We start from the raw sequence: 26953 nt of genomic DNA on the forward strand, positions 1-26953 counted from the left end.
CTGGTGGTCCGTGGGTCCCGGCGCGCCGGGGCGGGGGTGCGCGGCGGGACCCAGTGGGCCGCCGGACTAGGCGGGCACCGTCCACTTCTGGTTCGCGCCGCCGGTGCACGTCCAGATCTGTGTCGGTGTCGCGTTGGCCGGGTTGTTGTCCACCACGTCCAGGCACCTGTTCGCGCTGACGCTGACCAGGTCGCGTGCCGCCGTCGCGGTCCACCGCTGGTTCGCGGCGCCGGTGCAGGTCCACAGCTGGGTGCGGGTGCCGTCGGCGGTGCCGTTGTCCCGCACGTCCAGGCACTTGCCCAGGGCGCGTACGGTGCCGTCGCCGCCGAGCGTCCACTGCTGCGCGGCGCTGCCGTTGCAGTCGTACAGCTGGACGGCGGTGCCGTCGGCGCTGTTGGCCCCGGCGACGTCGAGGCACTTGCCGGCCAGGCCGACGATCGGGCCGGTCCGGCCGCCGCCGGACTGGCTGCCCGACCAGGTGAAGGTGGCCGTGGTCCGGGCCGGCAGCGAGTACGTGAAGGACTGTCCGCCCCAGACAACCTTGACCGACTGGGTGCCGGTGCCGCCGTTGTGCGCGATGAGGGCCTTGGAACCGTCCGGGTTCACGTAGGCCACGTTCGGCACCGCGCCGTTGGCGGTCGAGTCGATCCGGTACGCGCCGGGCCGGACGAACTTCGTCAGGTGGCCGGTGGTGTAGTACTCGACGGTGTAGTCGACCTGGCCGGCCCGGGGGCCGCCCTCCTGCACGGTGACCAGGCCGGTGCAGACGTCGCAGCCGCCGTTGTGCGGGCCCATGTTCTGGTTCAGGGCGAGGCTCCACTTGACCAGGCTGCTGCTGTGGTTGCGGGCGTAGTTGACGATGTCGGCCAGGTCCTCGTTGTGCTGGTTGCCGATCCAGGTGCCGCCCGAGTGCTCGGTGCTGAACTGACGCACCGACGGGTACTGGTTGCGCACCTGGGTGCCCACGGTCGGCTCACCGAAGTAGCCGTGCCAGGCGATGCCGCCGAAGAGCGGATCGTTGCGGATGCCCGGGTCGGCCAGCAGCACCGCCCCGAAGCTGGAGTAGTCGCCGTAGTTCCAGTCGTGCACGAGGACCTTGGTGCTGAGGCCGGCGGCGCGCAGCGCGGGGTAGAGGTGGTTCTTGGTGAACTCGACCAGCCCCGACCCGTTCCAGCTCATGCCCGGGTAGTTCATCTCGGTCGGCGCGTTGGGCTTGCAGCAGTTCGGCTCGTTCTGCACCGACAGGTAGTTCACCGGGATCCCGGCGGCCTGGTAGGTCTGCACGTACTTGACCAGGTACTGGGCGTACATCGGGTAGTACTCCCACTTGAGCCAGCCCATCTGGTCCATCCGGCCGTTGTCCTTCATCCAGCCGGGGGCGCTCCACGGCACCCCCTTCACCCGCAGGGCCGGGTTGAGCGACCGGGCCTGGGCGGTGAGCAGCCGGACGTCCGTGTCGTAGCCGTTGCTGTAGAAGTCGTTGAGGTCGCAGCAGGTGTCGTCGAGGGAGACGTTGCCCGGGCGGGAGAGGTCCGAGGCGCCGATCGGGTTGCGGACGAAGGAGAGCCCGATGCCCTCGGTCGGGGAGAAGAGCTTGCGCATCACGGCGTCGCGGGTGGCCGCGCTGATCGGCCCGCCCCGGAACAGGTACGCGGTGGTGTCCGTGATCGACGCGCCGCCGCCCTCGAACTGCTGGTAGCGGGTGTTCTCGTTGACGGTGATGGTGTGCGTCGCGCCGCCGCTGGAGGGGGCGAAGGCGAGCGGGGCCTGCTGCTGGAGGCCGCGGCTGACCTGGCGGCCACCGGGGTCCGTGGTGGTGGTCAGCCAGACGTTCACCGGCTCGTTGGCGGCGGACGCCGGTGCCGGAAGCGTGACCGTGGCGGCGGCCACGGCGGTGCAGAGCGCGAGCAGCCCTGCGGACGCGACTCGGCCCCGGGCTCGTCGGCGGTGGCCCGCTGTGGCGGATACGGGGGTGGGGGACATCGGGTGGCTTCCTCTCGCGCGGCGATGGGGGAGATGTGTGGACGTGCGCGAACCGGCCGGTAACGGGCGCGTTTATGTCATGGATTGCCCGGACTCGTCCGAACCTCCGTAAGACCCAGTTAATATTCCTTCGTAATAGAAGTCAATGAATCTGCCCGATCGGGTGTCGGCGTCAGGCGGCACCGGGGGGCTGGCACCGTCGGGTCGCCCCGCCGGCGACGGCGTCGGGTCGCCTCCCGTGGCGACCGAAGCCGCAGGTCGCGGCCGGACGCGCTGGCTATCCTTGGCACCCGTGCCAGAGGGACACACCATCCACCGCCTGGCGGCGCGGCACGCCGAGCTGTTCGGCGGGGACAAGCTGCACGCCGCCAGCCCGCAGGGCCGCTTCGCCGAGGGCGCCGCCCGGCTCTCCGGCACCGTCCTGGAGGCCACCGAGGCGTACGGCAAGCACCTGCTGCACCACCACGCGGGCGAGCTGACCCTGCACGTGCACCTCGGGCTCTACGGCAGGTTCACCGACGGCGCCGGACAGCCGCCGGAGCCGGTCGGCCAGGTGCGGCTGCGACTGACCAGCGACCGGCACTGGCTCGACCTGCGCGGCCCCACCGCCTGCGAGCTGCTGACCCCGCCCGAGGTGGCGGCGCTGCGCGGCCGGCTCGGCCCCGACCCGCTGCGCGCCGACGCCGATCCCGAGCGGGCGTACGCCCGGATCTCCCGCAGCCCGACGCCGCTGGCGGCGCTGCTGCTGGACCAGTCGGTGGTGGCCGGCACCGGGCTGATCTTCGTCACCGAGGCGCTGTTCCGGGCCGGACTGCCGCCGACGCTGCCCGGCCGGCGGCTGACCCGCGCCGGCTGGGACGCGCTCTGGGCGGACCTGGTGGCGCTGATGCGGCTCGCCGTCGACCGCGGCCGGATCGACACCGTCCGCGACGCGCACCTGCCCGAGGCGATGGGTCGCCCCGCCCGGGTCGACCGGCACGGCGGCGAGGTGTACGTCTACCGCCGCCCCGGCGAGCCCTGCCACGTCTGCGCCACGCCCGTGAGCCGGGGCGGACTGGCCGGCCGCAACCTCTACTGGTGCCCCACCTGCCAGCGGAGCTGACGCCCCGCCCTCGCCACACCCATCCCGGAACCGGCACCCGCGTTCGGACCGGGCGGACCACCAGCGGCGCGCCGGTCGTGAGCCCGCCGCCCCTGGCCCCCGTCGCCGCAGGGTCACCCGGCTGCGAGCAGCCAGCGGACCACCTCCACCTGGTTGGGGAACACCTTCCCCTCGCCGATGCTCCAGGCCAGCGTCTGCCCGATCGCCCAGCCGCGTACCCGCTCCCGGTCGAGCCCCAGCTCCGCGCTGAGCCGGTCCAGCCGGTGCCGGACGGCGTCCGGCGAGTGCCCCAGCTCCGCGCCCCGGACCAGCGGCACCACGCCGAACTCGCGCTCGCCGGTCAACGGCTTCGGGTCGATGAGCAGCCACGGCTCCCGGCTCGCCCGCAGCACGTTGCCGGCGTGCAGGTCCTGGTTGACCAGCACCTGCGCGCCCTGGCTGCCGACCAGGTCCGCCAGCAGCCCCAGCGCCGCGTCGAGCAGCCGCCGTTCGTACGGCCGGCCGGCCCGCTCCCAGTTCGCCGGCAGCCGTTCCATCCAGCCGGCGGCCTCGTCGGCGAGCGGGGTGAACGGCGGGCCGGCCGGTCGCCACAGCCGGGGCAGCAGCCCGACCGCCACGTCCAGCGCCGCGTCGGCGGGTAGGGCGTGCAGCGGCGTGCCGGGCACGCACCGCTCGACCAGCAGCGCCCGCCGCTGCGGATCGTGCGCGAGCAGCCGGGCCGCTCCCACCCCGGCCCAGTGCTCCAGCGCCGTGGCCTCGTGCACGCTGTCGGGGTCCGGGTACTGGAGCTTGAGCACCGCCGGCGTGCCGTCGGGCAGCTCCGCCGGCAGGGCCAGCGACGCGAAGGCGTACGGGAAGGGCGGCCCGAGCCGCAGCGACCAGCGCGCGGCGCAGGCGGCCAGCCGCTCCGGCAGCGCCGCCAGCCACTCCCGCCCGGCCGGCACGCCCCGCACCCACGCCAGCCCGTCCGGGATCAGGAGGTCGGAATCCATCCGGCCATCCTGGACCGTGACCGCCCGGCCCGCACCACCGATTCCGCCCGCCCGCCCGCCCGGCCGGTTCGGTGATCAAGAGGTTCCGGTCCGCCACGGAGATCGAACCGGACGCAAACCTCTTGATCACCGGGCCGGATCGGGGGCGGTGGGGAGGAGGGAGCGGTCAGCGGAGGCGGCGGATGTCGCCGTGGGCGCGGTAGAAGCCGCCCCGGCCGGACTCGCGGACCTGGGTGACCAGGTAGCGCGCGCCCGGCTCCCGGATGCCCTTGGGGAACTGCACGGACCAGTCCCGGTGGTAGCCGGGGGAGACGACGTGCACCCGCAGCCGGCCCCGGTCCTCGACGCACTGCACGACCACGCCGCCGTCGACGTCGCTGGTCACCTCGACCGTCGTCCACGCCGCCGGCTCCGGCATCCGGGGCGGGGCCTTGACGTCGACCACCTCCGGCACGCTGCCGGCCTCGGCCGCCCGGATCGCCGGCTCGCTCGCGTCGATGCAGGCCAGGTAGCCGCCGGTGGTGACCACGTAGAGCCGCTCCTCGTGGTACTGCATCGAGTAGGCCGAGCCGCAGCCGGTGCCGAGCTTCCACAGCCGGTTGCCCGCCGCGTCGAAGCAGTAGATCGAGGACTGGCTGTCGCCGGCGAAGACGTAGCGGCCGCCCTCGGCAGTGGCGCAGGAGAAGACCGGGGCGTCGCACCGGTAGGTGCGCTCGGTGCGGCCGTCCTTCGCCAGCCGCACCACCTCCCGGGTGCCGGTGCCCGCGAACACCGCGCCGGGCTCCTGCCAGCCGAAGAGCACCGAGCCGGTGCGGGTGTGCCATAGCTCCTGGCCCGTCCGCCAGTCGTAGCCGGTCACGCCCTGCGAGTGGCCGTGGTAGAGCGCGTCGGCGTCGCAGCGCACCATCCACGCCGACCGGCCGCGACCCTGCCGGCGCCAGAGGAACTCGTCCTCGTGGTCGACGGCGACGATGCCGCCGCCCGCGTCGGAGACGCCCAGCACCCCGTCGTGGATGTCCAGCCAGTAGATGTCGATCTCCGGCGCGATCTCGTACGCCACCCGGGGCACCTTGCCGGACAGGTCGTAGACGTTGCCGTCGTCGCAGCCCGCGTAGATCCAGGCGTCGTCGGCGACGATGCACTTCACCCCCTCGGGGAGGCGGACCTGGTTGAGCACCCGGGCGTCGTGGCCGAGCGTGGTGATCACCCCGCGCTCGTTGCCGACCATGCAGCTCTGCCCGTCGACGAAGATGCCGAAGGCCGGGGCGCCCGAGTCGTAGCGCCAGAGCACCGGGGCGGTGCGGGCGGTGGAGCGGGTGCTGACGATCTGCCGCCGGGAGACGGCGCGCTTCTGCCGCACGCCGCGCACGGCCGGGGCGTAGCCCTTGCGGACCTTCTCGCCGATCTTCTTCGCCGCCGCCGCGCGGGCCTTGGCGTTGTCGGGGTAGGCCGTGGTCTTGACCTGGCCCTGGTCGCCGATCCGGCCGTAGCGGACGGTCAGCGCGGCGTCGTCGACGACGACCTCGTAGAACTTGTGCGCACCGTCCGCTTCGGACAGTTCGAGGTAGGTCGTCTCCTGCGACATGGGGGCCTCCGAGGGGGTCAGCGACCGGCCCGACGTGGCCGGCGGCGACAGCGGGCACACGCTAACCGCCGCCCCCGACAAAGCCCACCCGGGGCGTGCGGAAGGGCCCTTCCCTCAGCGGTCGACGGCGGCCAGGGCGTCGACGGCCTTGCGGGCGGCGATCAGCACCGGGTCCCAGACCGGGGCGTACGGCGGGGCGTAGCCCAGGTCGAGCGCGGTCATGTCGTCCACCGTCATGCCGTTCCACAGCGCCACCGCGAGGGTGTCGATTCGCTTGGCCGCCTCGGACCAGCCGACGATCTGCGCCCCGAGCAGCCGCCCGCTGGGCTTCTCCGCGATCAGCTTCACGGTCATGGACCGGGCGCCCGGGTAGTAGCCGGCCCGGTTGGTTGACTCCGCGATCACCGAGACGAACTCGAACCCCGCCGCCGTGGCGTCCTTCTCGCGCAGCCCGGTGCGCCCGACCTCCAGCTCGCAGACCTTGGTGACGGCGGTGCCGATCACCCCGGCGAAGGTGGCGTACCCGCCGCCGATGTTGATGCCGGCGACCCGGCCCTGCTTGTTGGCGTGGGTGCCCAGCGGCACGTGCACCGGCAGCCCGGTGACCCGGTGCACGGTCTCCACGCAGTCGCCGGCGGCCCAGACGTCCGACACGCCCTGCACCCGCATCCGGCGGTCCACCCGGATCCCGCCCGTGGTGCCCAGCGGCAGGCCGGCGGCCTCCGCGAGCGCGGTGTTGGGGCGTACGCCCAGACCGAGGACGACCACGTCGGCGGGGATCGGCCCCTCGGCGGTGACCACCGCGGACACCCGACCGTCGGTCTCCTCCAGCCCGGTCACCCCGAGGCCGGTGCGGATGGTGATGCCGATGCCCCGCATCGCGTCCGTGACGAGCGCTGCCATGTCGGGGTCCACGGTGGCCATCGGCTGCTCGGCCTGCTCGACAAGGGTGACGGTGAGCCCGCGCTGGATCAGCGCCTCGGCCATCTCCACGCCGATGTAGCCGCCGCCGATCACCACCGCCCGGCGCGGCCGGGGCTCGGACTCCAGCCAGTCGCGCAGCGCGGCGCCGTCGTCGAGGGTCTGCATCCCGAAGACCCCGCCGGCGTCGGTGTCGGCCCAGCCGGGCTTCTTGGGCACCGACCCGGTGGCGTACATCAGGGTGTCGAAGCGCTCCCGGACCTCGCCGCCGCCGTCGAGGTCCCGCGCGAGGACCTCGCGCCGGTCGAGGTCGATGGCGGTCACCTCGTGCCGGAGCCGGACGTCGATGTCGAACTTCTCCCGGAAGGTCTCCGGGTCGCGGGCGATCAACTGGTCCCGCTCGGGCACCAGCCCGCTGATCCAGTACGGGATGCCACACGCCGAGTACGAGGTGAAGTGCCCCCGCTCGAAGGCGACGATCTCCAGGTCGCCGCGGTCGCGGCGGCGTCGCGCCTGGGACGCCGCCGCCATCCCCGCGGCGTCCCCACCGATGACGATCAGCCGTTGCGCCACGGGCACCATCCTGTCACGAGCGGCTCGCGCCGCGGGTCTGCCGCGCGACGTCCTCCACCACGTCGACGAGCTTGCCTGTACGCGCGAAGACCGCCCGCTGCCGGGCCGCCCCGCTGCCGTGCCGGCGCAGCCCCGCGACGAGGTCGCTCACCTCGTCGAGGTCGCCGTGTCGCTCCAGCGCCGGGCGCAGCCGCTCGACGAGCTGGTCGAACAGCTCCCAGGCCGGGCGCAGCTCGCCGTCGGTCAGGTCGACGCCGTCGCCCTCCAGCCCGTCGTGGGCCGCCCGCCAGTGCGCGGCGACCAGCAGGTGGTGGTCGGTGCGCAGGGCGGGCCGGCCGGCGGCCATGTCGTCCAGCGCGGTCGCCACCATGGCCCGGACCAGGGCGGCGACGAGCACCGCGTCGTCCACCGACGGGCAGACGTCGCCGATCCGGATCTCCACCGTCGGGTACTTGGCCGACAGGCGGGCGTACCAGTAGAGCATCCCCTCGTCGAGCATCACGCCACTGGCGATCAGTTGCCGGATCAGCCGCTCGTAGTGCTCGTGCGACTCCAGGTACGGCGTGGGCGCCACCGACGGCCAGCGCTCCCACTCCACCGACCGCCAGCTCGCGTACCCGGTGTCCTCGCCCCTGGCGAAGGGGGAGTTGGTGGTCACGGCGTGCAGCACCGGCAGCCAGGGCCGGACGTGGTTGAGCACCTGCGCCCCGGTCTCCGGGTCGGGCACCCCGACGTGCACGTGCATGCCGTTGTTGCCGGGGCCGGGGACCAGCAGGCGGAACCGCTCGATCATCCGGTCGAAGCGGGGCTTGTCGACCACCGGGGGCACCGGGCCGTCGACCGGCCCGGTGCCGATGGCGAGCAGCCGTACGCCGGCCCGCTCGGCCGCGTCGGCGAGCGCGGCCCGCAGCACCCCGAGGGAGTGCCGGATCGAGGAGAGCTCCAGGCCGGGCGGGCTGCCGATCTCGATCTGGCTGGTCTGGAACTCCCGCTCCACCTGACCGCGCAGCTCGGGCGGCACCTGCTCCATGACGAGGTCGACGGCGGGCACCGCGGCTCCGGTGTGCGGGTCGACGAGCAGGAACTCCTCCTCGACACCCACCGTGAGCAGGTCGGTCCCCTCGGCCGTGCCGCTCGGCGCCTCCGCCACCTGGCCCGCCATCGCCATCACCGTTCCTTCGCGCCCGGTTGCGGTCCGTCCGCGTCGGGTCGATCAGTGGTTACCCACCGTGCCGAGGCGGGGAAACGCGGCCCGGCGTGTCGCCCGTCGCGCCGGTTCGCGGGGCGGCCGGACCTCGCGCACCGGCTCGCGAGGCGGGCGGGATCCACGCGCCGGCTTGCGGGCTGGCGGGGGACCCGCGCCCCGGCCCGCGGGGCGACCCGCGCGGTGCGGAGTCAGCGCGGTCGGCGGTCCTCGCCGGTCTGCACCAGGGCGCGGACGCGGCGCAGCGTGGCGTCCGGGGCCAGGATCGCCTCCCGCCACCGGTCCAGCGTCCGGCGCAGGTCCCAGACCGTGGCCCGCAGCTGCCGTTCCTGCTCGCGGGCCGACCGACGGCCACCGCGAAGACGAACGACGTCGCGGCGACCCCCTGCGGGCCGGTGACCACCATCAGGGCGACGGCGTACATGCCGGTGATCGTGCCGAGCATGAGCACTGACGCGAGCTCGATCCCGAGGGCGGTGGAGAGCCGGCCCGGCCAGACGACGCCGAGCAGCCCGGCGACGCCGGCGACGATGAGGCCCGACTCCCACCCGGCCTGGATGGGGCCCGGCATCGCCATCTCGACCGATTGCGGCCGGACGTCGAGGATGATCAGGAGGACCCCGCACACCGGGGCGGTCGCCATGATGGCGATCTCGAAGGGCTGGTGCCGGGAGCGGATTTGGTTGTGGGGCACGGCGGCTCCTTCGATGGCCCGTCACCTCGTCGAGGCGGCCCGTCGGCCGAGGCGGGCGCCCGCCGCCGGCGGTGCACCGGGAGGGCCCGCTCCCACCGCCCGGGTCGGCGCGGCGCCCGACGACGCGGGAAATCACCGCCGACCGAAAGGGACGACACGCCGACGTTGGCTGCCGACGCACCAAGTCGTACCACTGCCGCCGCGCCTCCGTCCACCCCGGAACTGTCGCATAAGCGCAGGTCAGGGTGGGTGCGGAGGTGGTTGTCGCGCGAACGGGCCGGGCGGCGTGACAACGGGTCCTAGGCTGGTCGGCGTGCCGGGGTTGCTGGGGATCGTGCTGGGGGCGTGGGCGTACGCCTTCGCCCACCTGACGCTGCTCGCCGACCGCCCGGCCGGGCTGCTCGCCGGGGCCGCGCTCGCCGCCGTGGCGCTGCTCGTCGTCGCGCTCGCGGCGCACGCGGCCGGCGTCGTCGACGCGCCCCGGGCAGGTCGCGCCGCCGCCCTGCGCGCCCGGGCCCGGCGCCGCCGGGTGCCCCGGCAGGTCGACCCGGACGCCGCCGGGCGTCCCCGTCCCCGCGCACCCGGGCCGCACCCCTCGGCCGCGTAGCACCGCCGCGCGGCCGATTCCGCCGCCATCCGCCCGTCCGGCGACTCACCCGCCGGACCGGCACCCGGAATCGGACCGAGGGGTCACCCATGCTCGCCTTCGCACCTCTGCACGACGCCGTCGGCGCCGCCGGCCGCGCGCTCGGCTGGTTCACCACCCTGCTCGAACCGCTGGCCGGCGACGCGGCCACGGCCGCCGCCATCGTCGTCCTCACCGTCGTCGTCCGGTTGCTGATCTCGCCGCTCACCCTCGCGCAGGTCCGTGGGGAGCGGCGCCGCGCGGCGCTCGCCCCCGAGGTCCGCGAACTCCAGCGGCGGTACGCGGACGACCCGGCCCGGTTGCAGGGCGAGTTGTTCGCGCTCTACCGGGCCAACGGCGCCAGCCCGGTGTCCGGCTGTCTGCCGCTGCTGCTCCAGGCCCCGGTCCTGCTGGTGATGTACCGGCTCTTCGCCACCGCCGACGGCGGCACCGGGCTGCTCGACGAGCGGCTGGCCGGCGTGCCGCTGGGCCACCACCTCGGCGACGGGTGGGACGGCGGCGCGCTGCCGCTGTTCGGCGTCCTGCTGGCGGCCCTGCTCGCGCTCGCCTGGTGGACGTCGCGGCGGATGCGGCGCGCGGCGGAGGCGACCGGCACGGTGGCCGGCACGCCGACCCAGGGGCCCGGCGCGGCCGTGCTCGGCCGGCTGCTGCCGCTGCTGCCGTACACGACGGTGCTGGTGGCGCTGGTGCTGCCGCTCGCCGCGGTGATCTACCTGGTCACCACCACCGCCTGGTCGGCGGCGGAGCAGGCGGTGCTGCGCCGCCCGCGCCCCGCGCCGGCGGACATCGATAAGCGTTGACATCTGCGGAGCCGGCACGTACAACTCGTGAGAGAGCGCTCTCTCGACCGTCCGCGCAGAGAGGCACGTCCAATGACACCTGCCCCGGCGGCGCCCGCCGCCCCGCCCCCGCGACGCCGGTTGACCCTGGCGTTGGCCCTCCTCGCCGCCGCCACGACCGCCCTGACCGCGATGACGGTGACCGCCAACGCGGCGGTCCCGGCGCCCGCGCCCGGCTGGAGTCTGGTGTGGAGCGACGACTTCACCGGTGCGGCCGGCACGCTGCCGTCCGCCGCCAACTGGATCATCGACACCGGCACCAGCTATCCCGGCGGCCCGCCGAACTGGGGCACCGGGGAGATCCAGACCTACACCAACAGCACGGCCAACGTCAGCCACGACGGCGGCGGCAACCTGCGGATCACCCCGCTGCGCGACGCCTCGGGCGGCTGGACCTCGGCCCGGATCGAGACGGTGCGCAGCAACTTCAAGCCCCCGTCCGGTGGCGTGCTGGCCATCGAGGGCCGCATCCAGATGCCCAACGTCACCGGGGCCCAGGCGGCCGGCTACTGGCCGGCGTTCTGGGCGCTCGGCTCGCCGTACCGGGGCAACTACCAGAACTGGCCGGGCATCGGCGAGTTCGACGTCATGGAGAACGTCAACGGCCTCAACTCGGTCTGGGGCGTGCTGCACTGCGGGGTGGCCCCGGGCGGGCCGTGCGACGAGTTCAACGGCATCGGCGCGTCCCGGGCCTGCCCCGGCAGCACCTGCCAGTCGGCCTTCCACACCTACCGGTTCGAGTGGGACGCCTCGGCCAGCCCGCAGCAGCTGCGCTGGTACGTCGACGGGCAGCTCTACCACAGCGTGAGCCAGACCCGGGTCGGCGAGCCGTACTGGTCGCAGATGACCAGCCACGCCGGCTACTTCCTGCTGCTCAACGTGGCGATGGGCGGGGCCTTCCCGAACGGGGTGGCCGGTGGCGCCACGCCGACCGCCGCCACCGTCCCCGGTCGCCCGATGCTGGTCGACTACGTGGCGGTGTACAGCCGGGGTGGCGGCACCGCACCGCCGACGACCCCGCCGCCGACGACCCCGCCGCCCGGCGGGGTGCGGGACGCGTACGCGACCATCCAGGCGGAATCGTTCAACGCGCAGAACGGGGTGCTCGTCGAGGCGTGCGCCGAGGGCGGGCAGAACATCGGCGCGCTGCGCAACGGCGACTGGGTGCGGTTCGACAACGTCGAGTTCGGGGCCACCGCGCCCCGCGACTTCGTCGCCCGCGTCGCCTCCGGTGCGGCGGGCGGGGTCAGCGGGCTGGTGGAGGTCCGGCTGGACAGCCCGACCGGCCCGCCGATCGGCAGCTTCGCGATCGGGAACACCGGCGGCTGGCAGAGCTGGCGTTCGGTCCCCGGCAACGTCGCCGGCCCGACCGGCCGCCGGACCGTCTACCTGACCTTCACCAGCGGACAGCCCGCCGACTTCGTCAACGTCAACTGGTTCACCTTCCGCCGCTGAGCCGCGCGGAGCCCCCGGGCCGTCGCCGGGGGCTCCGCCGCCGGGCGGGTTCCGGTCGCCTCCCCGCCAGGGCGGGCTCCGGTCGCTCGCCGCCCGCCTGGCGGGTTCCGGCTGCTCGCCGCCCGGGGTTCCGGTCCCGCACTGCCGTCCGGCCGGCGGGTTTCTGTCCCGCGCTGCCGCGGGCGGCTCTGGACAGAAACAGTTAACACTCCTAATAATGGGCGTCAATGTCGATGCCGGTGGATGGCGTCCGGGTGTGGAGGGTGTCGTGAAACGATCCAGATCTCTGGTGTTCTCGCTGGTCACAGCCGTGGTCGCGGCGCTCGGCGCGGTGTGGGTGGCGATGCCCGCGTTCGCCGCCGGGGTGACCGCCAGCTTCGTCAAGACGGCCGACTGGGGATCGGGCTGGGAGGGGAAGTTCACGATCACGAACGGGGGCGGGTCCACGGTCGACGGCTGGACCGTCGCCTTCGACCTGCCGGCCGGGACCACCGTCGGCAGCTACTGGGACGCGCTGCTGACCTCGTCGGGCCAGCGGCACACCTTCACCAACCGGTCCTGGAACGGCCGTATCGCCCCGGGCGCCTCGGTCTCGTTCGGCTTCCTCGGCTCCGGGCCGGGCGCGCCCACCAACTGCCAGCTCAACGGCACGGCGTGCGGCGGGGGCACCAACCCCACCACCGCGCCGCCCACCACCGCGCCGCCGACGACCGCACCCCCGACCACGCCGCCCCCGACCACGCCGCCCCCGACGAGCCCGCCGCCGAACACCGGCCTGCCGAAGCACCTCCTCACCGGGTACTGGCACAACTTCGACAACCCGGCGGTCGAGCTGCGGCTGCGCGACGTGCCGGCCGAGTACGACGTCGTCGCGGTCGCCTTCGCCGAGGCCACCGCCACGCCGGGGGCGGTCACCTTCGCCGTCGACCCCGGCCTGTCCACCGCGCTCGGCGGCTACACCGACGCCGACTTCTCCGCCGACGTGCGCGCCCTCCAGTCCCGGGGCAAGAAGGTGATCATCTCGGTCGGCGGCGAGACGGGCCGGGTGGCGGTCAACGACGCTGCCTCCGCCGCCGCGTTCAGCGACAGCGTCCACGCGCTGATCCAGCGGTACGGCTTCGACGGGGTCGACATCGACCTGGAGAACGGGCTGAACCCGACCTACATGGCCCAGGCGCTGCGCTCGCTGCGGGCCAGGGTGGGCGCGGGGCTGATCATCGCGATGGCCCCGCAGACCATCGACATGCAGTCCCCGGAGAGCAGCTACTTCAAGCTGGCGCTCGACATCAGGGACATCCTCACCGTCGTGAACACCCAGTTCTACAACTCGGGGGCGATGCTCGGCTGCGACCGCAACGCCGCGTACAGCCAGGGGACGGTGAACTTCATCGTCGCGCTGGCCTGCATCCAACTGGAGGCCGGGCTCCGCCCGGACCAGGTCGGCCTCGGCCTGCCGGCCGGCCCCGGCGCGGCCGGCGGCGGCATCGTCGCACCCGCCGTGGTCAACGCCGCGCTGGACTGCCTGGCCCGGGGCACCAACTGCGGCAGCTTCCGCCCGCCGCGCACCTACCCGGGCATCCGTGGCGCGATGACCTGGTCGGTCAACTGGGACGTGACCAACGGCAACACCTTCGCCCGCACGGTGGCCCCCCACCTCGACACCCTCCCCTGACCGCCCCGCCCCTGCCCCTACCCCCGCCCCGCCCCCTCGGCCCGAACCCCCAGACCAGCGTCGATCATGCAGTCGTGGTGGTCCGCGTAAGCCGCGTACGCGGTCACATCCGGCACCACCACTGCATGATCGACGCGGTGGGGGTGGGGCGCGGTGGGGGTGGGGGTGGGCGGGGCAGGCGGGCGGGTCAGGGGGTGGCGTCGGCGTGGTCGTGGTGGCGGGCGCGGCGGCGGCGGGTCTTCTTGACCGCCCACAAGCCGATCATCACGACGAAGATGGCGATGATGCCGTAGTCGAACCACTTGCTGTACTGCTCGATCTGCTGCCAGCGGGAGCCGAGCGCGTATCCCAGGCCGACGAAGAGCGCGTTCCAGATGCCGCTGCCCAGCGTGGTGAACGCGATGAACTCCGGCAGCGGCATCCGGTTGGCCCCGGCGGGGATGGAGATCAGGCTGCGTACCACCGGCATCATCCGGCCGAAGAGCACCGCCCAGCGGCCGTGCCGCTCGAACCAGCGGTCGGCCCGCTCCAGGTCGTCGAGGTCGACCAGGGGCAGCCGGTCGAGCCAACGCTTGAGCCGGTCCTCGCCGGCGGCCGCGCCCAGCCAGTAGAGGACGAGTGCCCCGGCCAGGGAACCGGCGGTGGCGGCGAGCCCCACCAGGACGACGTTGAACCGTCCCTCGCTGGCCAGGTAGCCGGCCATCGCCAGGACGATCTCGCTCGGGATCGGCGGGACGATGCTCTCCAGCGCGACCAGCAGGGCCACCCCGATGGCGCCGGCGGCGTCGATCACTCCCGCCACCCATCCGGTCAGGCCGCCGAGTTCGGTCGGGTCGACGTTCTCGGCGAGTGCCATCGCGATCCTTTCGGCCGGGTGCGGATCAGATTCCTCTACCCTTCGGCCCGGCCGTCACACCTGCCCGTGAGTCGGGCCACCCGGTTCAAGCCTCCGGGTGCAGCGCCGCGTCGGCCGGCCCCCGCCGCCAGCCGGTGAACCGGACCCGCAGGCCCGCCCGGGTGGGGGAGCAGCAGTACGGCCCGGCCGTCGCCACCGCCTCCGGGGCCAGCGGGGCGAGCCGGACCAGCCGCCACGGCTCGTCGTCGGAGCGGGCCCGTACGGTGAGCGCGTCCCGGCCGCGGCTGACCCGGACGGTCACCTCCCGCCCGGCCCACAGCGGCACCGGGGCGACCGACCAGTCGGAGACCTCCCGGGTCACCACGGCGCCGACCTGCGGCTGGCCGTCGCTGACCTCGACCCCCGCCTTGACCCAGTTCCGCTCGTCGACCCGCACCAGCACGCCGGCCTGGTCGAACTGCTCGCCGTAGTCGAGGACGAAGGCCACCTCCACCGCCTCGCCGACGGGCAGCGGCGCGAGCAGCGCCGGGGCGTCGTCGTGGACGAAGCCGTACGAGGTGTGCCGCCACAGGTCGCTGCCCTCGGCCGGCTGCACCAGCAGCTCGCCCGCCCGTCCGCTCTCGACCCGCACCGGCTCGTTGCACCACTCACCCTCGGCCCAGTCGACCGCCCGCTCCGCGTTGCCCATGCCGGCGACCGTACCGCCGGCCCGCGAGGTGGCGCGACCGGCGCGACCGGCGCCTGCGCGGGCCACCGAGCCGACGTCGGCGTTTGCCGGACGGCGGGATCGGAGACATTAGCCAGGCATGGCTGACAGGTGGTACTCGGAGGCGGTCGTCTACTGCCTCGACATCGACACGTACGCGGACTCCGACGGCGACGGGGTCGGTGACATCCGGGGGCTCATCGGCCGGCTGGACTATCTCGCCCGGCTGGGCGTGACCTGCCTCTGGCTGCACCCCATCCACCCGTCGCCCAACCGGGACGACGGCTACGACGCGACCGACTTCTACAACGTCGACCCGCGCTTCGGCACCCTCGGCGACTTCGCCGAGCTGCTGCACCAGGCGCAGAACCGCGGCATCCGGGTGATCATCGACCTGGTCGTGAACCACACCTCGAACGAGCACCCGTGGTTCCAGTCCGCCCGCTCCTCGCCCGACTCGCCGTACCGGGACTGGTTCGTCTGGTCCGACCACGAGCCGAGCGACCGGCACCAGGGCATGGTCTTCCCCGGCGAGCAGCACGAGACGTGGAGCTACGACCGGACCGCCAAGGCCTGGTACTACCACCGGTTCTACAAGTTCCAGCCGGACCTGAACTTCACGAACCCGGCGGTCCGCGAGGAGATCAAGAAGATCGTCTCGTTCTGGCTCCAGCTCGGCGTCTCCGGCTTCCGGATGGACGCGGTGCCGTTCATCATCGAGCTGACCGAGCCGGGCAACCCGAACTCGCCGAAGGACTTCGAGTTCCTCACCGAGCTGCGTCAGCACGTGCAGTGGCGCCGGGGCGACGCCGTCCTGCTCGCCGAGGCCAACGTCGAGCCCGACCAGCTGCCGACCTTCTTCGCCGACAGCGGCGGCTCGGGCAACCGGCTGCACATGCTCTTCGACTTCATGCTCAACGGGCGGCTGATGCTGGCCCTGGCCAGGCAGGACCCGGAGCCGATCATCGAGGCGCTGCGGGACACCCCGGCGCTGCCCGAGGGCGGGCAGTGGGCCACCTTCCTGCGCAACCACGACGAGATCGACCTCTCCCGGCTCACCGCCGAGCAGCGCAACCAGGTGTACGCGGAGTTCGGCCCGGACGAGAACATGCGCATCTACGACCGGGGCATCCGCCGCCGGCTCGGCCCGATGCTCGGCAACGACCGCCGCCGCATCGAGCTGGCGTACGCGTTGCAGTTCTCGCTGCGCGGCACGCCGGTGCTGCGCTACGGCGAGGAGATCGGCATGGGGGAGGACCTGTCGCTGCCGGGGCGGGAGGCGATCCGCACCCCGATGCAGTGGTCGTACCAGCCGAACGCCGGCTTCTCCACGGCCGACCCGGAGAAGCTGGTCCGCCCGGTGATCGACAAGGGCGACTTCTCGTACGAGAAGGTCAACGTGACCGCCCAGCGCAGCGACCCGAAGTCGCTGCTCGCCTGGTTCGAGCGGATGATCCGTACGCTCCGCGAGGCCCCCGAGGTGGGCTCGGGCTCGACCACCCACATCGACGTGGCGATGCCGCCGGGTGTGCTGGCGCACCGGGCCGACGGGCGCACCGGCACGATGGTCTTCGTGCACAACCTCGGCACCACCGACGCCGAGGTGGACCTGAGCACGCTGGAGCCCGAGGCGGACCTGCCCATCGACGTCCTCGCCGACCGCAACTACGGCGAGGTCGGCAAGCTGGACCGCCTCAAGGTGGCCGGCTACGGCTACCGGTGGATCCGCCTCTGCCGTGGGCGCGGCCTCTGAGCGGTCACTCCCGCCAGCCGGTCAGCTCGACCCCCTTGGCGAGCTCGACCCGGAAGCCCATGGTGATCTCGCCGCTCTCCCCCGGCCCGAGCCGCAGCTGCCAGGTCAGCTCGCCCAGCTCCGTGCGCTCGGCCGGGGGCGGGACGAGGGTGGGTTCCCGCACGACCACTGCCTCGTCGCGGGACACCGGCAGCTGGTCGCGTACCTCGACGGTCGCCGGCCGGGGCGTGTGGTTGGCGACGCTGATCCGGTACTCCACGTCCCGTCGCCGGGTCGAGCCGAGCGTGGCCCGGGTCTCGGCGCGCCGGCTGAGTTTCCGCTCCACCCGGACCCGGTCGTCCACCCCGAGTGCCAGCTCGGTCTCCTCGCCGGGCGCCCACGTCGGCAGCCGGGTGGCCGCGACGAAGTCGGCGCCGTGGAAGACCGCCGCCGGGCCGGGGAGCAGCGTGTGCGACGAGGTGTTGCGGACCGTGGCACGCAGGTGCGCCTCGGTCGCGCGGACCGGCACGGTCACGTGGTCCAGCTGTGCCGGCAGCTCCAGCACGGCGATGGTGGCCCGGTGGGCGCTGCCGTCCGCCGGCACCGCGACCGGGCGGGCCGGCCGGTAGGTGGCCGCGGCGACGCCCTGCTCGACCGTGGCCGCGCTCTGCCGCACCTCGGCGCGTGGCGGGCCGGACCGGGCCGTCGCACCGGGGGGCGCCGCGCCGGGCGCCGGGGGCGGCGGCATCGCGCCGAAGCTCGCCGACGCCGCCATCGGCATCGGCGGCGGCAGCGGCCGGGCCCGGTCGAGATACCAGGGCGTCAGTTCGGGTACGCGGGTCGCCGCCGCCGGCCGGGCCGTCGAGAGTTCGAGCACGCACTCCGGCCAGTCCTCGCCGGTGTCCTGGCTGACCAGCCCGAACCAGGTGACGGTCATGGTGTCGTCGACCAGCCGCAGGTCGTAGGAGGGCTGCCAGCGGGCCCCGTCGATCAGGTAGCTCAGCTCCAGGTCCAGCTCGTCGTCGTCGGCGTCCACCGACACGGTCACCTCGGCGACCAGCTGGTCCGGCTTCCGCTTGCCGCGCGTGGCGTCCAGCTGCCGCTTGACGGCCGCCAGCTCCTCGGTCAGGTCGGTACGCCGCCGGGCCAACGCGCGACGGCGACGCTGGGAGTCGGCGAGCTGACCCGCCACCGAGTCGGCGAAGGCGGCCACGTCGGTCGGGGCGGCGTCACCGGAGGCCAGCGCGCGGGCGTACGTGCCGCCGGCCCGGTCGGCCAGCCGGGTGAGGAACTGCCCCCGCTGCGTCTCGACCTCGCACGCGTCCTCGACCTCGGCCAGCTCGTCGGCCAGCTCCCGGTCGCGCTGCTCCAGCTCGCGGACCTGCCCGTCGGTGCTGCGTGGCTGCCGCCACGTCGTGACGTCCACGCCGAGCACCGTGGCCGCGCCCCGACCGCCGACCCGCAGCGAGTCCCGCCGCAGGCCCAGCGGCAACGGTGCGATGCGTACCCGGTGCTCACCGGCGGCCAGCCGGGTGCTGCCCCGGCGGGTGACCCGGGCCCGGTCCGGATAGACGGTGACGCCGACGACGGGTGCTTCGATCTCCACAGCCTCCACGGCCGGGAGAGTAGTCGGACGGCGCTCGTGACGGCGTCCCGCGCCGGCCGGCGCCGCCGTACGGCTGGGTTAAGCTCCTTCGATCGAGCGCAGGTTACCGGGAGGTAGGCATGTCGGAGGAGCAGCGGGTCGCCATCGTCACGGGGGCGGCGCGGGGGATCGGGGCGGCCACCGCCCGGCGGCTGGCGGCCGACGGCCTCGCGGTCGCTGTGGTCGACATCGAGGAGTCGGCGACCAAGGAGACCGTGGACGCCATCGCCGCTGCCGGCGGCCGGGCGCTCGGCGTCGGCGCGGACGTGTCCGACCGGGCCCAGGTCGAGGCGGCCGTGCAGCGGGTCGCCGCCGAACTCGGCGCCCCGACGGTGCTGGTCAACAACGCCGGCGTGCTCCGCGACAACCTGCTGTTCAAGATGACCGACGCCGACTGGGACACGGTCATGGGCGTGCACCTGCGCGGCGCGTTCCTGTTCAGCCAGGCCGCCCAGAAGCACATGGTCGAGGCGAAGTGGGGCCGGATCGTCAACCTGTCCAGCACCTCGGCGCTGGGCAACCGGGGCCAGGCGAACTACGCGGCGGCCAAGGCCGGCCTCCAGGGCTTCACCAAGACCCTCGCCATCGAGCTGGGCCCGTTCGGGGTGACCGTCAACGCGGTCGCGCCCGGCTTCATCGTCACCGACATGACCGCCGCCACCGCCGCCCGGATGAAGGTCGACTTCGAGGCGCTCCAGAAGCACGCCGAGTCGGAGATCGCGGTGCGCCGGGTCGGCCGCCCCGAGGACGTGGCGCACACCATCTCGTTCCTGGCCAGCGAGGGCGCGTCCTTCGTCTCCGGCCAGGTCATCTACGTGGCCGGCGGCCCCAAGGACTGACCGCCTGCACCCCCGCCCCACCCCACCCCACGAGCCCCGCCCCGCCCCGGAACGTCGATCATGCAGTTGGGGTGCCCCGCAAAGCCGGCGGACCCGGTCACAACGGGCACCACGACTGCATGATCGACGCTTGTTCTTCGCGGCGGGGGCATGGGGTCAGGGGGTGGCGGGGCGGGTGCGCCAGAGCCAGAGCAGGCCGAGCACCGGGAGGACCAGCGGGATGTAGCCGTACCCGCTGCCGAACTGCGACCAGACCGTCTCGTCGGGGAAGAGCTCCGGGTCGGCGAGGCTGAGGGCCCCGACGCCGAGCACCCCGACCAGCTCCACGGCGCAGCACGCCAGGGCGACGCGCCGCCCGGCGGCGCCGGCGCGGGCCAGCCCCACCGCCGCCACGATGTAGATGGCCGCGGCGAGGGCCGAGAGCAGGTACGCCACGGGCGCCTCGTCGAACTTCGTGGCGATCTGCAGGCCGGCGCGGCTCGTCGCGGCGATCGCGAAGAGCAGGTAGACCGCGATCAGCAGCCGTCCCGGGCCGGCGTTGGTCCGCTTCACCTCGGGGGCGCGCACGTCAGCCACCCAGCGCCTCCCAGGTCTGCTGGAGCCGTACGGCGACCACCGGCGTGACCAGGCAGACCGCGCAGACGATCGCCGAGCCCCAGCGCGTCGGCTCCATCCGGGCCAGCACCCAGGCCAGCGGCGGCAGGCAGACCAGCGTCGCCAGGTAGCCGAAGAAGGCCCCCGGCTCGCCCGGCCGCTCGCCGCCGCCGAGGGCGACCAGCGCCAGCGCCGCCAGCGCGAGCAGCGCCACCTCCAGCACGGCCAGGCCGACGAACTGCGCCCGGTCCGGCGCGCGATGCCGCAGCGTGGCGACCAGCGCCCAGGCGGCGACGAGGAGCGACAACACGATCGAGGCGGTCGCGAGGAGCCCGTCCACCGGCGAACCCGCCGACGCCGCGCTGGTCATCGGGGCAATCCGGGGTGCGGTTCGGTCACCGGCACAGCCTACTAACCCGCGTAGTACACCCCGCCACCCGCCGCCCCGTCGCGTCACCGGCCGCCGCCTTCGTCTGCTTGCCGCCGGTCGCCGTCGTCTGCCCGTCGCCCGTCGCCTTCATCGGCTCGCCCGCCGGCTCGCCGCCCGCCGGCTCGCCGCCCGCCGGCTCGCCGCCCGTCGCCCGTCGCCTCGCCCGCCGTCTCGCCGCCCGTCCCTTCGTCGGTTGGTCCGCCGTCTCGTCGCCCGTCCCTTCGTCGGTTCGTCCGCCGGGCGGCTGGCGTCCATCGGCGTCGTCCGGGCGGGCGCGGGATCGGGCGACTAGCGTGGACCGGGGCCACGGGTGCCGTGGCGGGACGATGAGGTGGGGGTACTCGTGGTGCGGTTCGGGTTGTTCGGCACCGGTCACTGGGCGGCGGAGACGCACGGCGCGGCGCTGGACGCGCACCCGGGGGTCGCGTTCGCCGGCGTGTGGGGCCGGGACCCGCGCAAGGCCGCCGCCCTGGCCGAGCGCTACGGGGTGCCGGTGTTCGACGACGCCGACGCGCTCATCGACGCCTGCGACGCGATCGCCGTGGCCCTTCCCCCGGACGTCCAGGCCGGCCTCGCCGTCCGCGCGGCCACCGCTGGCCGGCACCTACTGCTGGACAAGCCGCTCTCGTTGAGCGTCGCCGACGCCGACCGGGTGGTCGACGCCGCGCAGGCGGCGGGCGTGGCCTCGGTGGTCTTCTTCACCGGCCGCTACCAGCCGGACGTCGCCGCCTTCCTCGCCTCGACGGCCGCCGTCGGCGGGTGGCACACCGCCAAGGCGATCCGGTTCGGGTCCATCTTCCAGCCGGGCAACCCGTACGGGACCTCGCCCTGGCGGCGGGAGCACGGCGCGCTGTGGGACGTCGGCCCGCACGCGCTGTCGATCCTCCTGCCGGTGCTCGGCCGGGTCACCCGCGTCGCCGCGATGGACGGGCCGCGCGGGCTCGTCCACCTGCTCCTCACCCACGACGGGGGCGCGACCAGCACGGTGTCGCTGACCCTGGACGCCCCGCAGGAGGCGGTGAGCCGGGAGTTCGTCTTCTACGGCGAGAACGGCGTCGAGACCGTTCCGGCCGGCGAGGGCGACTCGGCGACCGCGTTCGGCGTGGCCATCGACCAGTTGCTGGAGGAGATCGGGTCGGGCACCCGGGACCACCGCTGCGACGTACGCTTCGGCCGCGAGGTCGTCGCCGTGCTCGCCGCCGCCGAGACCGCCCGCGCCGAGGGCCGCACCGTCGACCTGCCGGCCTGAGGCGGAGGGGCCACCCCGCCCGGCCGGGAGGGCGCCGCGAGGCGGAAAAGCGGTCGCCTCGCGGGGCCGGGCGCGGCTAGGGTCGGCCGCATGTCCGCGCACGCTCTGATCGAGGGGGTCGGCACGCCGGCCGCCTTCGGGCCGCTCCTGGCGGCCCGCCCGCGAGTCCGGCGTCCGGCCCTGGCCGGCGCGACCCGCGACTGACCCCGCACCGCACCCGCGGCGCCACCGCCCCGGCATCCCCGGGCACGGCGCCGCCCCCGCCACGCATCCGGGCCCCGTCCCGGGGCTGAGTGCCGCCCGTCGGCACCACCCCGGTCACCCACCGCGGCGTGGCGGTTCGCCGTGCGCCGCCGATTCCCGCGTTCCGCGTCCCGCACAGGGCCGTCCGAGTCCCCGACCACTCGGACAGGCCCCGCTCGCGGCTGCCTGTCCGCTCCGTCGCCGCACGGCGACAGACAGGACGACGACCCGTGGCGCCCCGCCGTACCCGAGCAACCGAACGCGACCGGTCCCGTCGCGTACTCTCCCAGAACTTCCTCGCCGACCCGGCCGCGATCGCCCGGATGGTGCACGCCGCCCGCCCCGGGCCCGACCGGCTCCTGCTGGAGGTGGGTGCCGGCCGGGGCCAGCTCACCCGGCCGCTCGCGGCCCGCTGCCGGCACCTGACGGCGTACGAGGTGGACCCGGCCGCCGGCGCCGAGCTGGCCCGGGTCTGCGCGGCCCTGCCGAACGTGACCCACCGGCAGGTCGACTTCCTCACCGTCGCCCCGCCGCCGGAGGAGTTCGACGTGGTCGGCAACATTCCCTGGTCGCTGACCTCGGCCGTGGTGCGCTGGTGCCTGGGCGCGCCCGGCCTGGGCGCGGCCACCCTGCTCACCCAGTTGGAGTACGCCCGCCGGCGCAGCGGCGACTACGGCCGGTGGACCAGGCTGACCGTGCTGACCTGGCCGGAGTTCGGCTGGCGGCTCGCCGGGCGGGTGCCCCGCACCGCGTTCCGCCCGGTGCCGGGGGTGGACGCCGGCATCCTGCGGCTCCAGCGGCGGCCGGAGCCGCTGCTGGCCGCGTCGGCGCTGCCGGCGTACCGCCGGATGGTGGAGATCGGCTTCGACGGGGTCGGCGGCTCGCTCGCGGCCTCGCTGGCCCGGCACCACCCGCGGGCGCGGCTGTCGGCGGCGCTGCGGGCGACCCGGCTCGACCCGGCCACCCCGGTCGGGCACGTCTGGCCCGAGCAGTGGCTGGTGCTGTTCCGGCTGCTGCACGCCCGCTGACGGCGCCGCCGCACCGCCCGCTGACGGTGCCGCCGCACCGCCCGCTGACCGGCTGCTGCACGCCCGCTGACGGTGCCGCCGCACCGCCCGCTGACGGTCAGGCCAGCGTGTTCAGGGCCTCGCTCAGCTCGGCGGGGGAGTCGAACTCCTCCGCCGGCAGGGCCCGCAGCGTCTGGAGCATCTCCGTGCTGACCCCGTTCTCCTGGCCCCAGCGGACCAGGTCCTCGCGGGAGACCGGGTAGTCGAGCCCGGCCAGGTACTCCTGCAACTGCACGCCGGTGACGGTCATGCCGGCGGGCTACCCGCTCAGCCCGCCGGCACACCGCCCGCCGATCGACGATCGGCGGTTTGCCCCGGCGGCGCGCCGGGTAGCCGCCGGCATGCTGGTTCAGCGGCTCGGCGCGCCGAGCGACTTCGACCCGTTGCTGGAGCGCGTCCGGGACGCCCGGATCGTGATGATCGGCGAGGCGACGCACGGCAACTACGACTACTACCGCCTGCGCGAACAGCTCACCCGCCGGTTGATCGCCGAGTGCGGGTTCTCGTTCGTCGCCGTGGAGGGGGACTGGCCCGACTGCGACCGGGTGCACCGCTCGGTGACCGCCGCCCCGGGCGGGGCCGTCGAGCCGCGTACCGCGCTGGAGCGCTTCGAGCGCTGGCCGACGTGGATGTGGGCGAACGCCGAGGTGGCCCGCTTCTGCTCCTGGCTGCGGGCGTGGAACGTGGAGCGGCCCGAGGACGCCCGGGCCGGCTTCCACGGCCTGGACGTCTACAGCCTCTGGGAGTCCATGCAGGCGATCTTCGACTACCTCGGCGAGGAGGACCCGAACTCGCTGGAGGCGGCGCAGGACGCGTACCGCTGCTTCGAGCCGTACGGCAAGCGGGTCGAGGAGTACGGCATGGCGAGCCGGTTCGTCTCCGCCCGCTGCGAGGAGGAGGTCGTGCGGCTGCTGGCGCGTACCCGCGAACAGGCCGCAGCGGACGGCCCGGACAGCTTCTCGGCCTGGCAGAACGCGGAGGTGGTGGCCGGCGCGGAGCGCTACTACCGGGCGATGGTGCGCGGCGGGCCGGATTCGTGGAACATCCGGGACACGCACATGGCGGACACCCTGGACCGGCTGCTGGAGCGCTACGGTCCGGGCGCGCGGGGCGTCGTCTGGGCGCACAACACGCACGTCGGCGACGCCCGGGCCACCGACATGGCCGCCGACGGGATGGTCAACATCGGCCAGCTGGCCCGCGAACGGCACGGTGCCGACGACGTGGTCCTGGTCGGTTTCGGCGGCTACCGGGGCACGGTGATCGCCGCGCCCCGCTGGGGCTCGCCGGCCGAGGCGATGGTGGTGCCGCCGGCCCGCGCCGGCTCGGTCGAGCACCGGCTGCACGAGCTGATGCCCGAGCGGGCGGTGCTGGTCTTCGGCGGCGACGACCAGCCCGGCTGGGTCACCGGGACCGCCGACCACCGGGCGATCGGGGTGGTCTACGACCCGTCGTTCGAGTCGTGGGGCAACTACGTGCCGACCCGCCTGGGGGAACGCTACGACGCCTTCGTCTGGTGCGACGAGACGACGGCCCTGCACCCCCTCCCGGCGCTGAGCGCCCCGGGCGAGATGGAAACCTACCCGGCCGGCGTCTGACCCCCGCTCCACCCGGTGATCATGCAGTTGTGGTGCCCGTTACCGCCGGTTTCGCCGGTTGTGCGGGGCACCACAACTGCATGATCGACAGATTGGTGGTCAGGCGCGGGCGGGGGAGCTCTCGTCCAGGTGGGCGCGCAGGCCCTCGCCCTCGATGTCGACGTTGGGCAGGATCTTGTCCAGCCAACGGGGGAGCCACCAGGCCCGCTTGCCGAGCAGCGACATCACAGCCGGCACGATGGTCATCCGGACCACGAACGCGTCGATGGCGACGCCGATGGCGAGCGCGAAGCCCATCGACTTGATGACCGGGTCGTCGAGGAAGACGAAGCCGCCGAACACCGAGATCATGATCAGCGCGGCGGCGGTCACCACCCGGGCGCCGTGCCCCATCCCGTTGATGGTCGCCTGCTGCGCGGTGTCGCCGTGCACGAAGTCCTCCCGCATCCGGGAGACCAGGAAGACCTCGTAGTCCATCGCCAGGCCGAACAGGATGCCGATCAGCAGGATCGGCAGGAAGCTGACCAGCGGGCCGGGCGTGTCCAGGCCGACCAGGTCCGCGAGGTGCCCCTGCTGGAACACCGCCACGGTGATGCCGAAGGTGGCGGCGACGGTGAGCAGGAAGCCCAGCGCGGCCTTGACCGGCACCAGCAGCGAGCGGAAGACCAGCATCAGCAGCAGCACCGAGAGCCCCACCACCAGCAGCAGGTAGACCGGCAGGGCGTCGGAGAGCTTCTCGGAGACGTCGATGCCGATCGCGGTCGCCCCGGTCAGCAGCACGTCGACGTCGCGGAACTCGCCCACCGCCGCGCGGACGTCGTTGACCAGGGTCTCGGTGGCCTCCTCGGTCGGGCCCGTCTTCGGCACCACCCCGAGCAGCGCGGTGCGCCCGTCCGGGCTGAGCTGCGGCGGGGCCACCGCGAGGACGTTCTCGGTGCGCTGGACCAGCGCGGTGACCTGCGGGATGGCCGCCGCGGTCGCCTGCGGGGTGTCCCCGGCGACCACCACCGCGAGCCGGCCGGTGAAGCCCGGCCCGAAGCCCTCGGTGATCAGGTCGCTCGACTCCCGGGCCGGCGAGCCGACGGGCGCGGTGCCCGCGTCGGGCAGCGCCAGCCGCATGTCGGGCGCGGGCAGCGCGAGCAGCCCCAGCCCGATCAGCCCGACCAGGATGACCGGCACCCGGAACCGGGTGACGAGGCGCGCCCAGCGGAACCCGAAGCCCGACCGGTCCTCGGCCGGCGGGGTGGCCGCGCCGGCGGCGTGGACCGCCCCGTCCCCGGCCGGCACCGTCGAGCGCAGCTTGCGGGGCAGCACCCTGCGGCCGGCGAAGCCGAGCAGGGCCGGCTGGAGCGTGATCGCGACCAGCACCGCGACGGTGACCGTGCCGGCGGCGGCCAGACCCATCACCGTCAGGAACGGGATGTTCACCACGGCGAGCCCGGCCAGCGCGATGACCACGGTGGCGCCGGCGAAGACCACGGCCGAGCCGGCGGTGCCCACGGCGCGGCCCACCGCCTCGTCCGGCGGCAGACCCTCCATCAGGTTCTGCCGGTAGCGGGAGGTGATGAAGAGCGAGTAGTCGATGCCGACCGCGAGGCCGAGCATCAGGGCGAGGATCGGCGCGGTGCTGCTCAGGTCGACCACGCTGCTGATCGCGAAGAGACCCGCCATGCCGACGCCCACGCCGATCAGCGCGTTGAGCATGGTCATCCCGGCCGCCACCAGCGAGCCGAACGTGACCACCAGGACGATCGCGGCGACCGCCACACCGATCGCCTCGGTGGAGCCGACCTCCGGCACGCTGCTGAGCACCTCGCCGCCGGGTGCGACCTCCCAGCCCTGGGCCTCGGCCCGCTCGCCGACCTTCTCGTACGCCTCGCGCTGGGCGTCGGTCACCTCGTCGGCGCCGGTGGCGAACTGGACCTGGACCAGCGCGTACCGGCCGTCGGGGGAGACCGCCCCCACCTGGAACGGGTCGACGGCGCCGACGACGCCGGGCAGCGTCGCGGCCTCCTGGGCGAGTTCCTTCACCACGGCCTGCCCCTGCGGGCTCGCGAGCGCGCCGTCGGCGGGCGCCTTGACCGCGATCGTGCCGGTCGCGCCGCTGGCCGCCGGGAACTGCTCGGCGAGCAGGTCCAGGGCGCGCTGCGACTCCGTGCCGGGCATGGTGAAGTTGTCGGCTATCGGGCCGCGCAGGGTCGCGGCGGCGAGGCCGAGACCGACGAGTACGACGAGCCAGATGGCCGCGACGAGTCGCCGCCGGCGCATCGAGCCCCGGCCGAGCCGGTAGAGCAGGGTGGCCATGAGTTCCTTGTCCTCGGTCGTGGA

The 26953-nt window shown here is 74.2% G+C and carries 22 protein-coding genes; 10 read left to right on the forward strand and 12 right to left on the reverse strand.

Translation table 11 applies throughout. From position 1 onward, the window contains the following. Positions 1-66: 66 nt before the first annotated feature. Entirely contained in the window at positions 67-1836 is a 1770-nt protein-coding gene (locus AB0G08_RS01135; RefSeq protein WP_358081308.1) for a ricin-type beta-trefoil lectin domain protein, read from the reverse strand. A 439-nt stretch (positions 1837-2275) separates the two neighbouring features. Between AB0G08_RS01135 and AB0G08_RS01140 the strand changes: the two genes are divergently transcribed. Next, positions 2276-3085: a DNA-formamidopyrimidine glycosylase family protein gene (locus AB0G08_RS01140; RefSeq protein WP_358081311.1), complete on the forward strand. Its 810-nt coding sequence runs from the start codon at positions 2276-2278 to the stop codon at positions 3083-3085. A gap of 113 nt (positions 3086-3198) precedes the next feature. Here AB0G08_RS01140 and AB0G08_RS01145 read toward each other — a convergent pair whose 3' ends face one another. The 4 genes from AB0G08_RS01145 to AB0G08_RS01160 all read right to left on the reverse strand — a co-directional run bounded on the left by AB0G08_RS01145 (position 3199) and on the right by AB0G08_RS01160 (position 8324). Then, positions 3199-4077, reverse strand: coding sequence for an aminoglycoside phosphotransferase family protein (locus AB0G08_RS01145; protein WP_358081314.1), 879 nt, complete (start codon positions 4075-4077; stop codon positions 3199-3201). Between the two features lie 166 nt (positions 4078-4243). Beyond that, a complete protein-coding gene (locus AB0G08_RS01150; RefSeq protein ID WP_358081316.1) occupies positions 4244-5662 on the reverse strand; it encodes a WGR domain-containing protein in 1419 nt (472 codons plus the stop codon). A 114-nt stretch (positions 5663-5776) separates the two neighbouring features. Next, positions 5777-7156 carry an FAD-dependent oxidoreductase gene (locus AB0G08_RS01155; protein WP_358081319.1) on the reverse strand — a complete coding sequence of 460 codons (1380 nt, stop codon included), beginning with the start codon at positions 7154-7156 and terminating at the stop codon, positions 5777-5779. Positions 7157-7169: 13 nt separating this feature from the next. Continuing rightward, positions 7170-8324, reverse strand: coding sequence for a glutamate--cysteine ligase (locus tag AB0G08_RS01160; protein ID WP_358081322.1), 1155 nt, complete (start codon positions 8322-8324; stop codon positions 7170-7172). Between the two features lie 1043 nt (positions 8325-9367). Between AB0G08_RS01160 and AB0G08_RS01165 the strand changes: the two genes are divergently transcribed. The 4 genes from AB0G08_RS01165 (at position 9368) to AB0G08_RS01180 (ending at position 13666) form a co-directional block, all read left to right on the forward strand. Continuing rightward, entirely contained in the window at positions 9368-9661 is a 294-nt protein-coding gene (locus AB0G08_RS01165; RefSeq protein WP_358081326.1) for a DUF6412 domain-containing protein, read from the forward strand. An 89-nt stretch (positions 9662-9750) separates the two neighbouring features. Continuing rightward, positions 9751-10500: a membrane protein insertase YidC gene (yidC, locus tag AB0G08_RS01170; RefSeq protein ID WP_358081329.1), complete on the forward strand. Its 750-nt coding sequence runs from the start codon at positions 9751-9753 to the stop codon at positions 10498-10500. Between the two features lie 72 nt (positions 10501-10572). Continuing rightward, positions 10573-11994, forward strand: coding sequence for a carbohydrate-binding protein (locus tag AB0G08_RS01175; RefSeq protein ID WP_358081331.1), 1422 nt, complete (start codon positions 10573-10575; stop codon positions 11992-11994). A gap of 268 nt (positions 11995-12262) precedes the next feature. Continuing rightward, entirely contained in the window at positions 12263-13666 is a 1404-nt protein-coding gene (locus AB0G08_RS01180; RefSeq protein ID WP_358081334.1) for a cellulose binding domain-containing protein, read from the forward strand. Positions 13667-13853: 187 nt separating this feature from the next. Here AB0G08_RS01180 and AB0G08_RS01185 read toward each other — a convergent pair whose 3' ends face one another. Together AB0G08_RS01185 and AB0G08_RS01190 are read right to left on the reverse strand one after the other, a co-directional pair. Beyond that, entirely contained in the window at positions 13854-14522 is a 669-nt protein-coding gene (locus tag AB0G08_RS01185) for a DedA family protein (RefSeq protein WP_358081337.1), read from the reverse strand. A gap of 85 nt (positions 14523-14607) precedes the next feature. Next, the gene (locus AB0G08_RS01190; protein ID WP_358081340.1) at positions 14608-15210 is read right to left on the reverse strand and encodes a DUF1349 domain-containing protein; all 603 of its coding nucleotides are present in this window, start codon (positions 15208-15210) and stop codon (positions 14608-14610) included. Between the two features lie 118 nt (positions 15211-15328). Here AB0G08_RS01190 and AB0G08_RS01195 point away from each other — a divergent pair, with 118 nt between their 5' ends. Then, positions 15329-16981, forward strand: a complete 1653-nt coding sequence (locus AB0G08_RS01195) for an alpha-amylase family protein (protein WP_358081343.1) — start codon at positions 15329-15331, stop codon at positions 16979-16981. A 4-nt stretch (positions 16982-16985) separates the two neighbouring features. Here AB0G08_RS01195 and AB0G08_RS01200 read toward each other — a convergent pair whose 3' ends face one another. Next, positions 16986-18575 (reverse strand): mucoidy inhibitor MuiA family protein, encoded by a 1590-nt coding sequence (locus AB0G08_RS01200; protein WP_358081346.1) that lies wholly within the window; start codon positions 18573-18575, stop codon positions 16986-16988. 110 nt (positions 18576-18685) lie between these two features. Between AB0G08_RS01200 and fabG the strand changes: the two genes are divergently transcribed. Next, positions 18686-19444 (forward strand): 3-oxoacyl-ACP reductase FabG, encoded by a 759-nt coding sequence (fabG, locus tag AB0G08_RS01205; protein ID WP_357878123.1) that lies wholly within the window; start codon positions 18686-18688, stop codon positions 19442-19444. 156 nt (positions 19445-19600) lie between these two features. Here the strand turns inward: fabG and AB0G08_RS01210 are convergent, their stop codons facing one another. After that, entirely contained in the window at positions 19601-20020 is a 420-nt protein-coding gene (locus AB0G08_RS01210; RefSeq protein WP_358081348.1) for a hypothetical protein, read from the reverse strand. Beyond that, complete coding sequence (locus tag AB0G08_RS01215) at positions 20013-20408, reverse strand: hypothetical protein (RefSeq protein ID WP_358081350.1); 396 nt, start codon at positions 20406-20408, stop codon at positions 20013-20015. Before AB0G08_RS01215 ends, AB0G08_RS01210 begins: the two co-directional genes overlap by 8 nt. 403 nt (positions 20409-20811) lie before the next feature. Between AB0G08_RS01215 and AB0G08_RS01220 the strand changes: the two genes are divergently transcribed. Both AB0G08_RS01220 and erm read left to right on the forward strand, forming a co-directional pair. After that, on the forward strand, positions 20812-21717 hold the full coding sequence (locus tag AB0G08_RS01220) for a Gfo/Idh/MocA family oxidoreductase (RefSeq protein WP_358081586.1): 906 nt from the start codon (positions 20812-20814) through the stop codon (positions 21715-21717). 473 nt (positions 21718-22190) lie between these two features. Next, positions 22191-22988, forward strand: a complete 798-nt coding sequence (erm, locus tag AB0G08_RS01225; RefSeq protein ID WP_358081352.1) for an ErmE/ErmH/ErmO/ErmR family 23S rRNA (adenine(2058)-N(6))-methyltransferase — start codon at positions 22191-22193, stop codon at positions 22986-22988. A gap of 97 nt (positions 22989-23085) precedes the next feature. Here the strand turns inward: erm and AB0G08_RS01230 are convergent, their stop codons facing one another. Then, a complete protein-coding gene (locus AB0G08_RS01230) occupies positions 23086-23277 on the reverse strand; it encodes a DUF2795 domain-containing protein (protein WP_357878135.1) in 192 nt (63 codons plus the stop codon). A 91-nt stretch (positions 23278-23368) separates the two neighbouring features. Here AB0G08_RS01230 and AB0G08_RS01235 point away from each other — a divergent pair, with 91 nt between their 5' ends. After that, positions 23369-24625 (forward strand): erythromycin esterase family protein, encoded by a 1257-nt coding sequence (locus tag AB0G08_RS01235; RefSeq protein ID WP_358081355.1) that lies wholly within the window; start codon positions 23369-23371, stop codon positions 24623-24625. A gap of 99 nt (positions 24626-24724) precedes the next feature. On the opposite strand, the gene AB0G08_RS01240 is transcribed toward AB0G08_RS01235, so the two are convergent. Continuing rightward, positions 24725-26929, reverse strand: a complete 2205-nt coding sequence (locus tag AB0G08_RS01240) for an MMPL family transporter (protein WP_358081357.1) — start codon at positions 26927-26929, stop codon at positions 24725-24727. Positions 26930-26953 lie beyond the last annotated feature (24 nt).

It is taken from the genome of Micromonospora sp. NPDC023644 (assembly GCF_040640115.1).
Taxonomy (GTDB): Bacteria; Actinomycetota; Actinomycetes; order Mycobacteriales; family Micromonosporaceae; genus Micromonospora.

Coding starts and splice junctions, on each gene's coding strand:
- AB0G08_RS01145 (WP_358081314.1), bottom strand. CDS start 4,077: ATGGATTCCGACCTCCTGATCCCGGACGGGCTGGCGTGGGTGCGGGGC.
- AB0G08_RS01150 (WP_358081316.1), bottom strand. CDS start 5,662: ATGTCGCAGGAGACGACCTACCTCGAACTGTCCGAAGCGGACGGTGCG.
- AB0G08_RS01160 (WP_358081322.1), bottom strand. CDS start 8,324: ATGGCGATGGCGGGCCAGGTGGCGGAGGCGCCGAGCGGCACGGCCGAG.
- yidC (WP_358081329.1), top strand. CDS start 9,751: ATGCTCGCCTTCGCACCTCTGCACGACGCCGTCGGCGCCGCCGGCCGC.
- AB0G08_RS01175 (WP_358081331.1), top strand. CDS start 10,573: ATGACACCTGCCCCGGCGGCGCCCGCCGCCCCGCCCCCGCGACGCCGG.
- AB0G08_RS01185 (WP_358081337.1), bottom strand. CDS start 14,522: ATGGCACTCGCCGAGAACGTCGACCCGACCGAACTCGGCGGCCTGACC.
- AB0G08_RS01190 (WP_358081340.1), bottom strand. CDS start 15,210: ATGGGCAACGCGGAGCGGGCGGTCGACTGGGCCGAGGGTGAGTGGTGC.
- AB0G08_RS01195 (WP_358081343.1), top strand. CDS start 15,329: ATGGCTGACAGGTGGTACTCGGAGGCGGTCGTCTACTGCCTCGACATC.
- fabG (WP_357878123.1), top strand. CDS start 18,686: ATGTCGGAGGAGCAGCGGGTCGCCATCGTCACGGGGGCGGCGCGGGGG.
- AB0G08_RS01215 (WP_358081350.1), bottom strand. CDS start 20,408: ATGACCAGCGCGGCGTCGGCGGGTTCGCCGGTGGACGGGCTCCTCGCG.
- AB0G08_RS01230 (WP_357878135.1), bottom strand. CDS start 23,277: ATGACCGTCACCGGCGTGCAGTTGCAGGAGTACCTGGCCGGGCTCGAC.
- AB0G08_RS01235 (WP_358081355.1), top strand. CDS start 23,369: ATGCTGGTTCAGCGGCTCGGCGCGCCGAGCGACTTCGACCCGTTGCTG.
- AB0G08_RS01240 (WP_358081357.1), bottom strand. CDS start 26,929: ATGGCCACCCTGCTCTACCGGCTCGGCCGGGGCTCGATGCGCCGGCGG.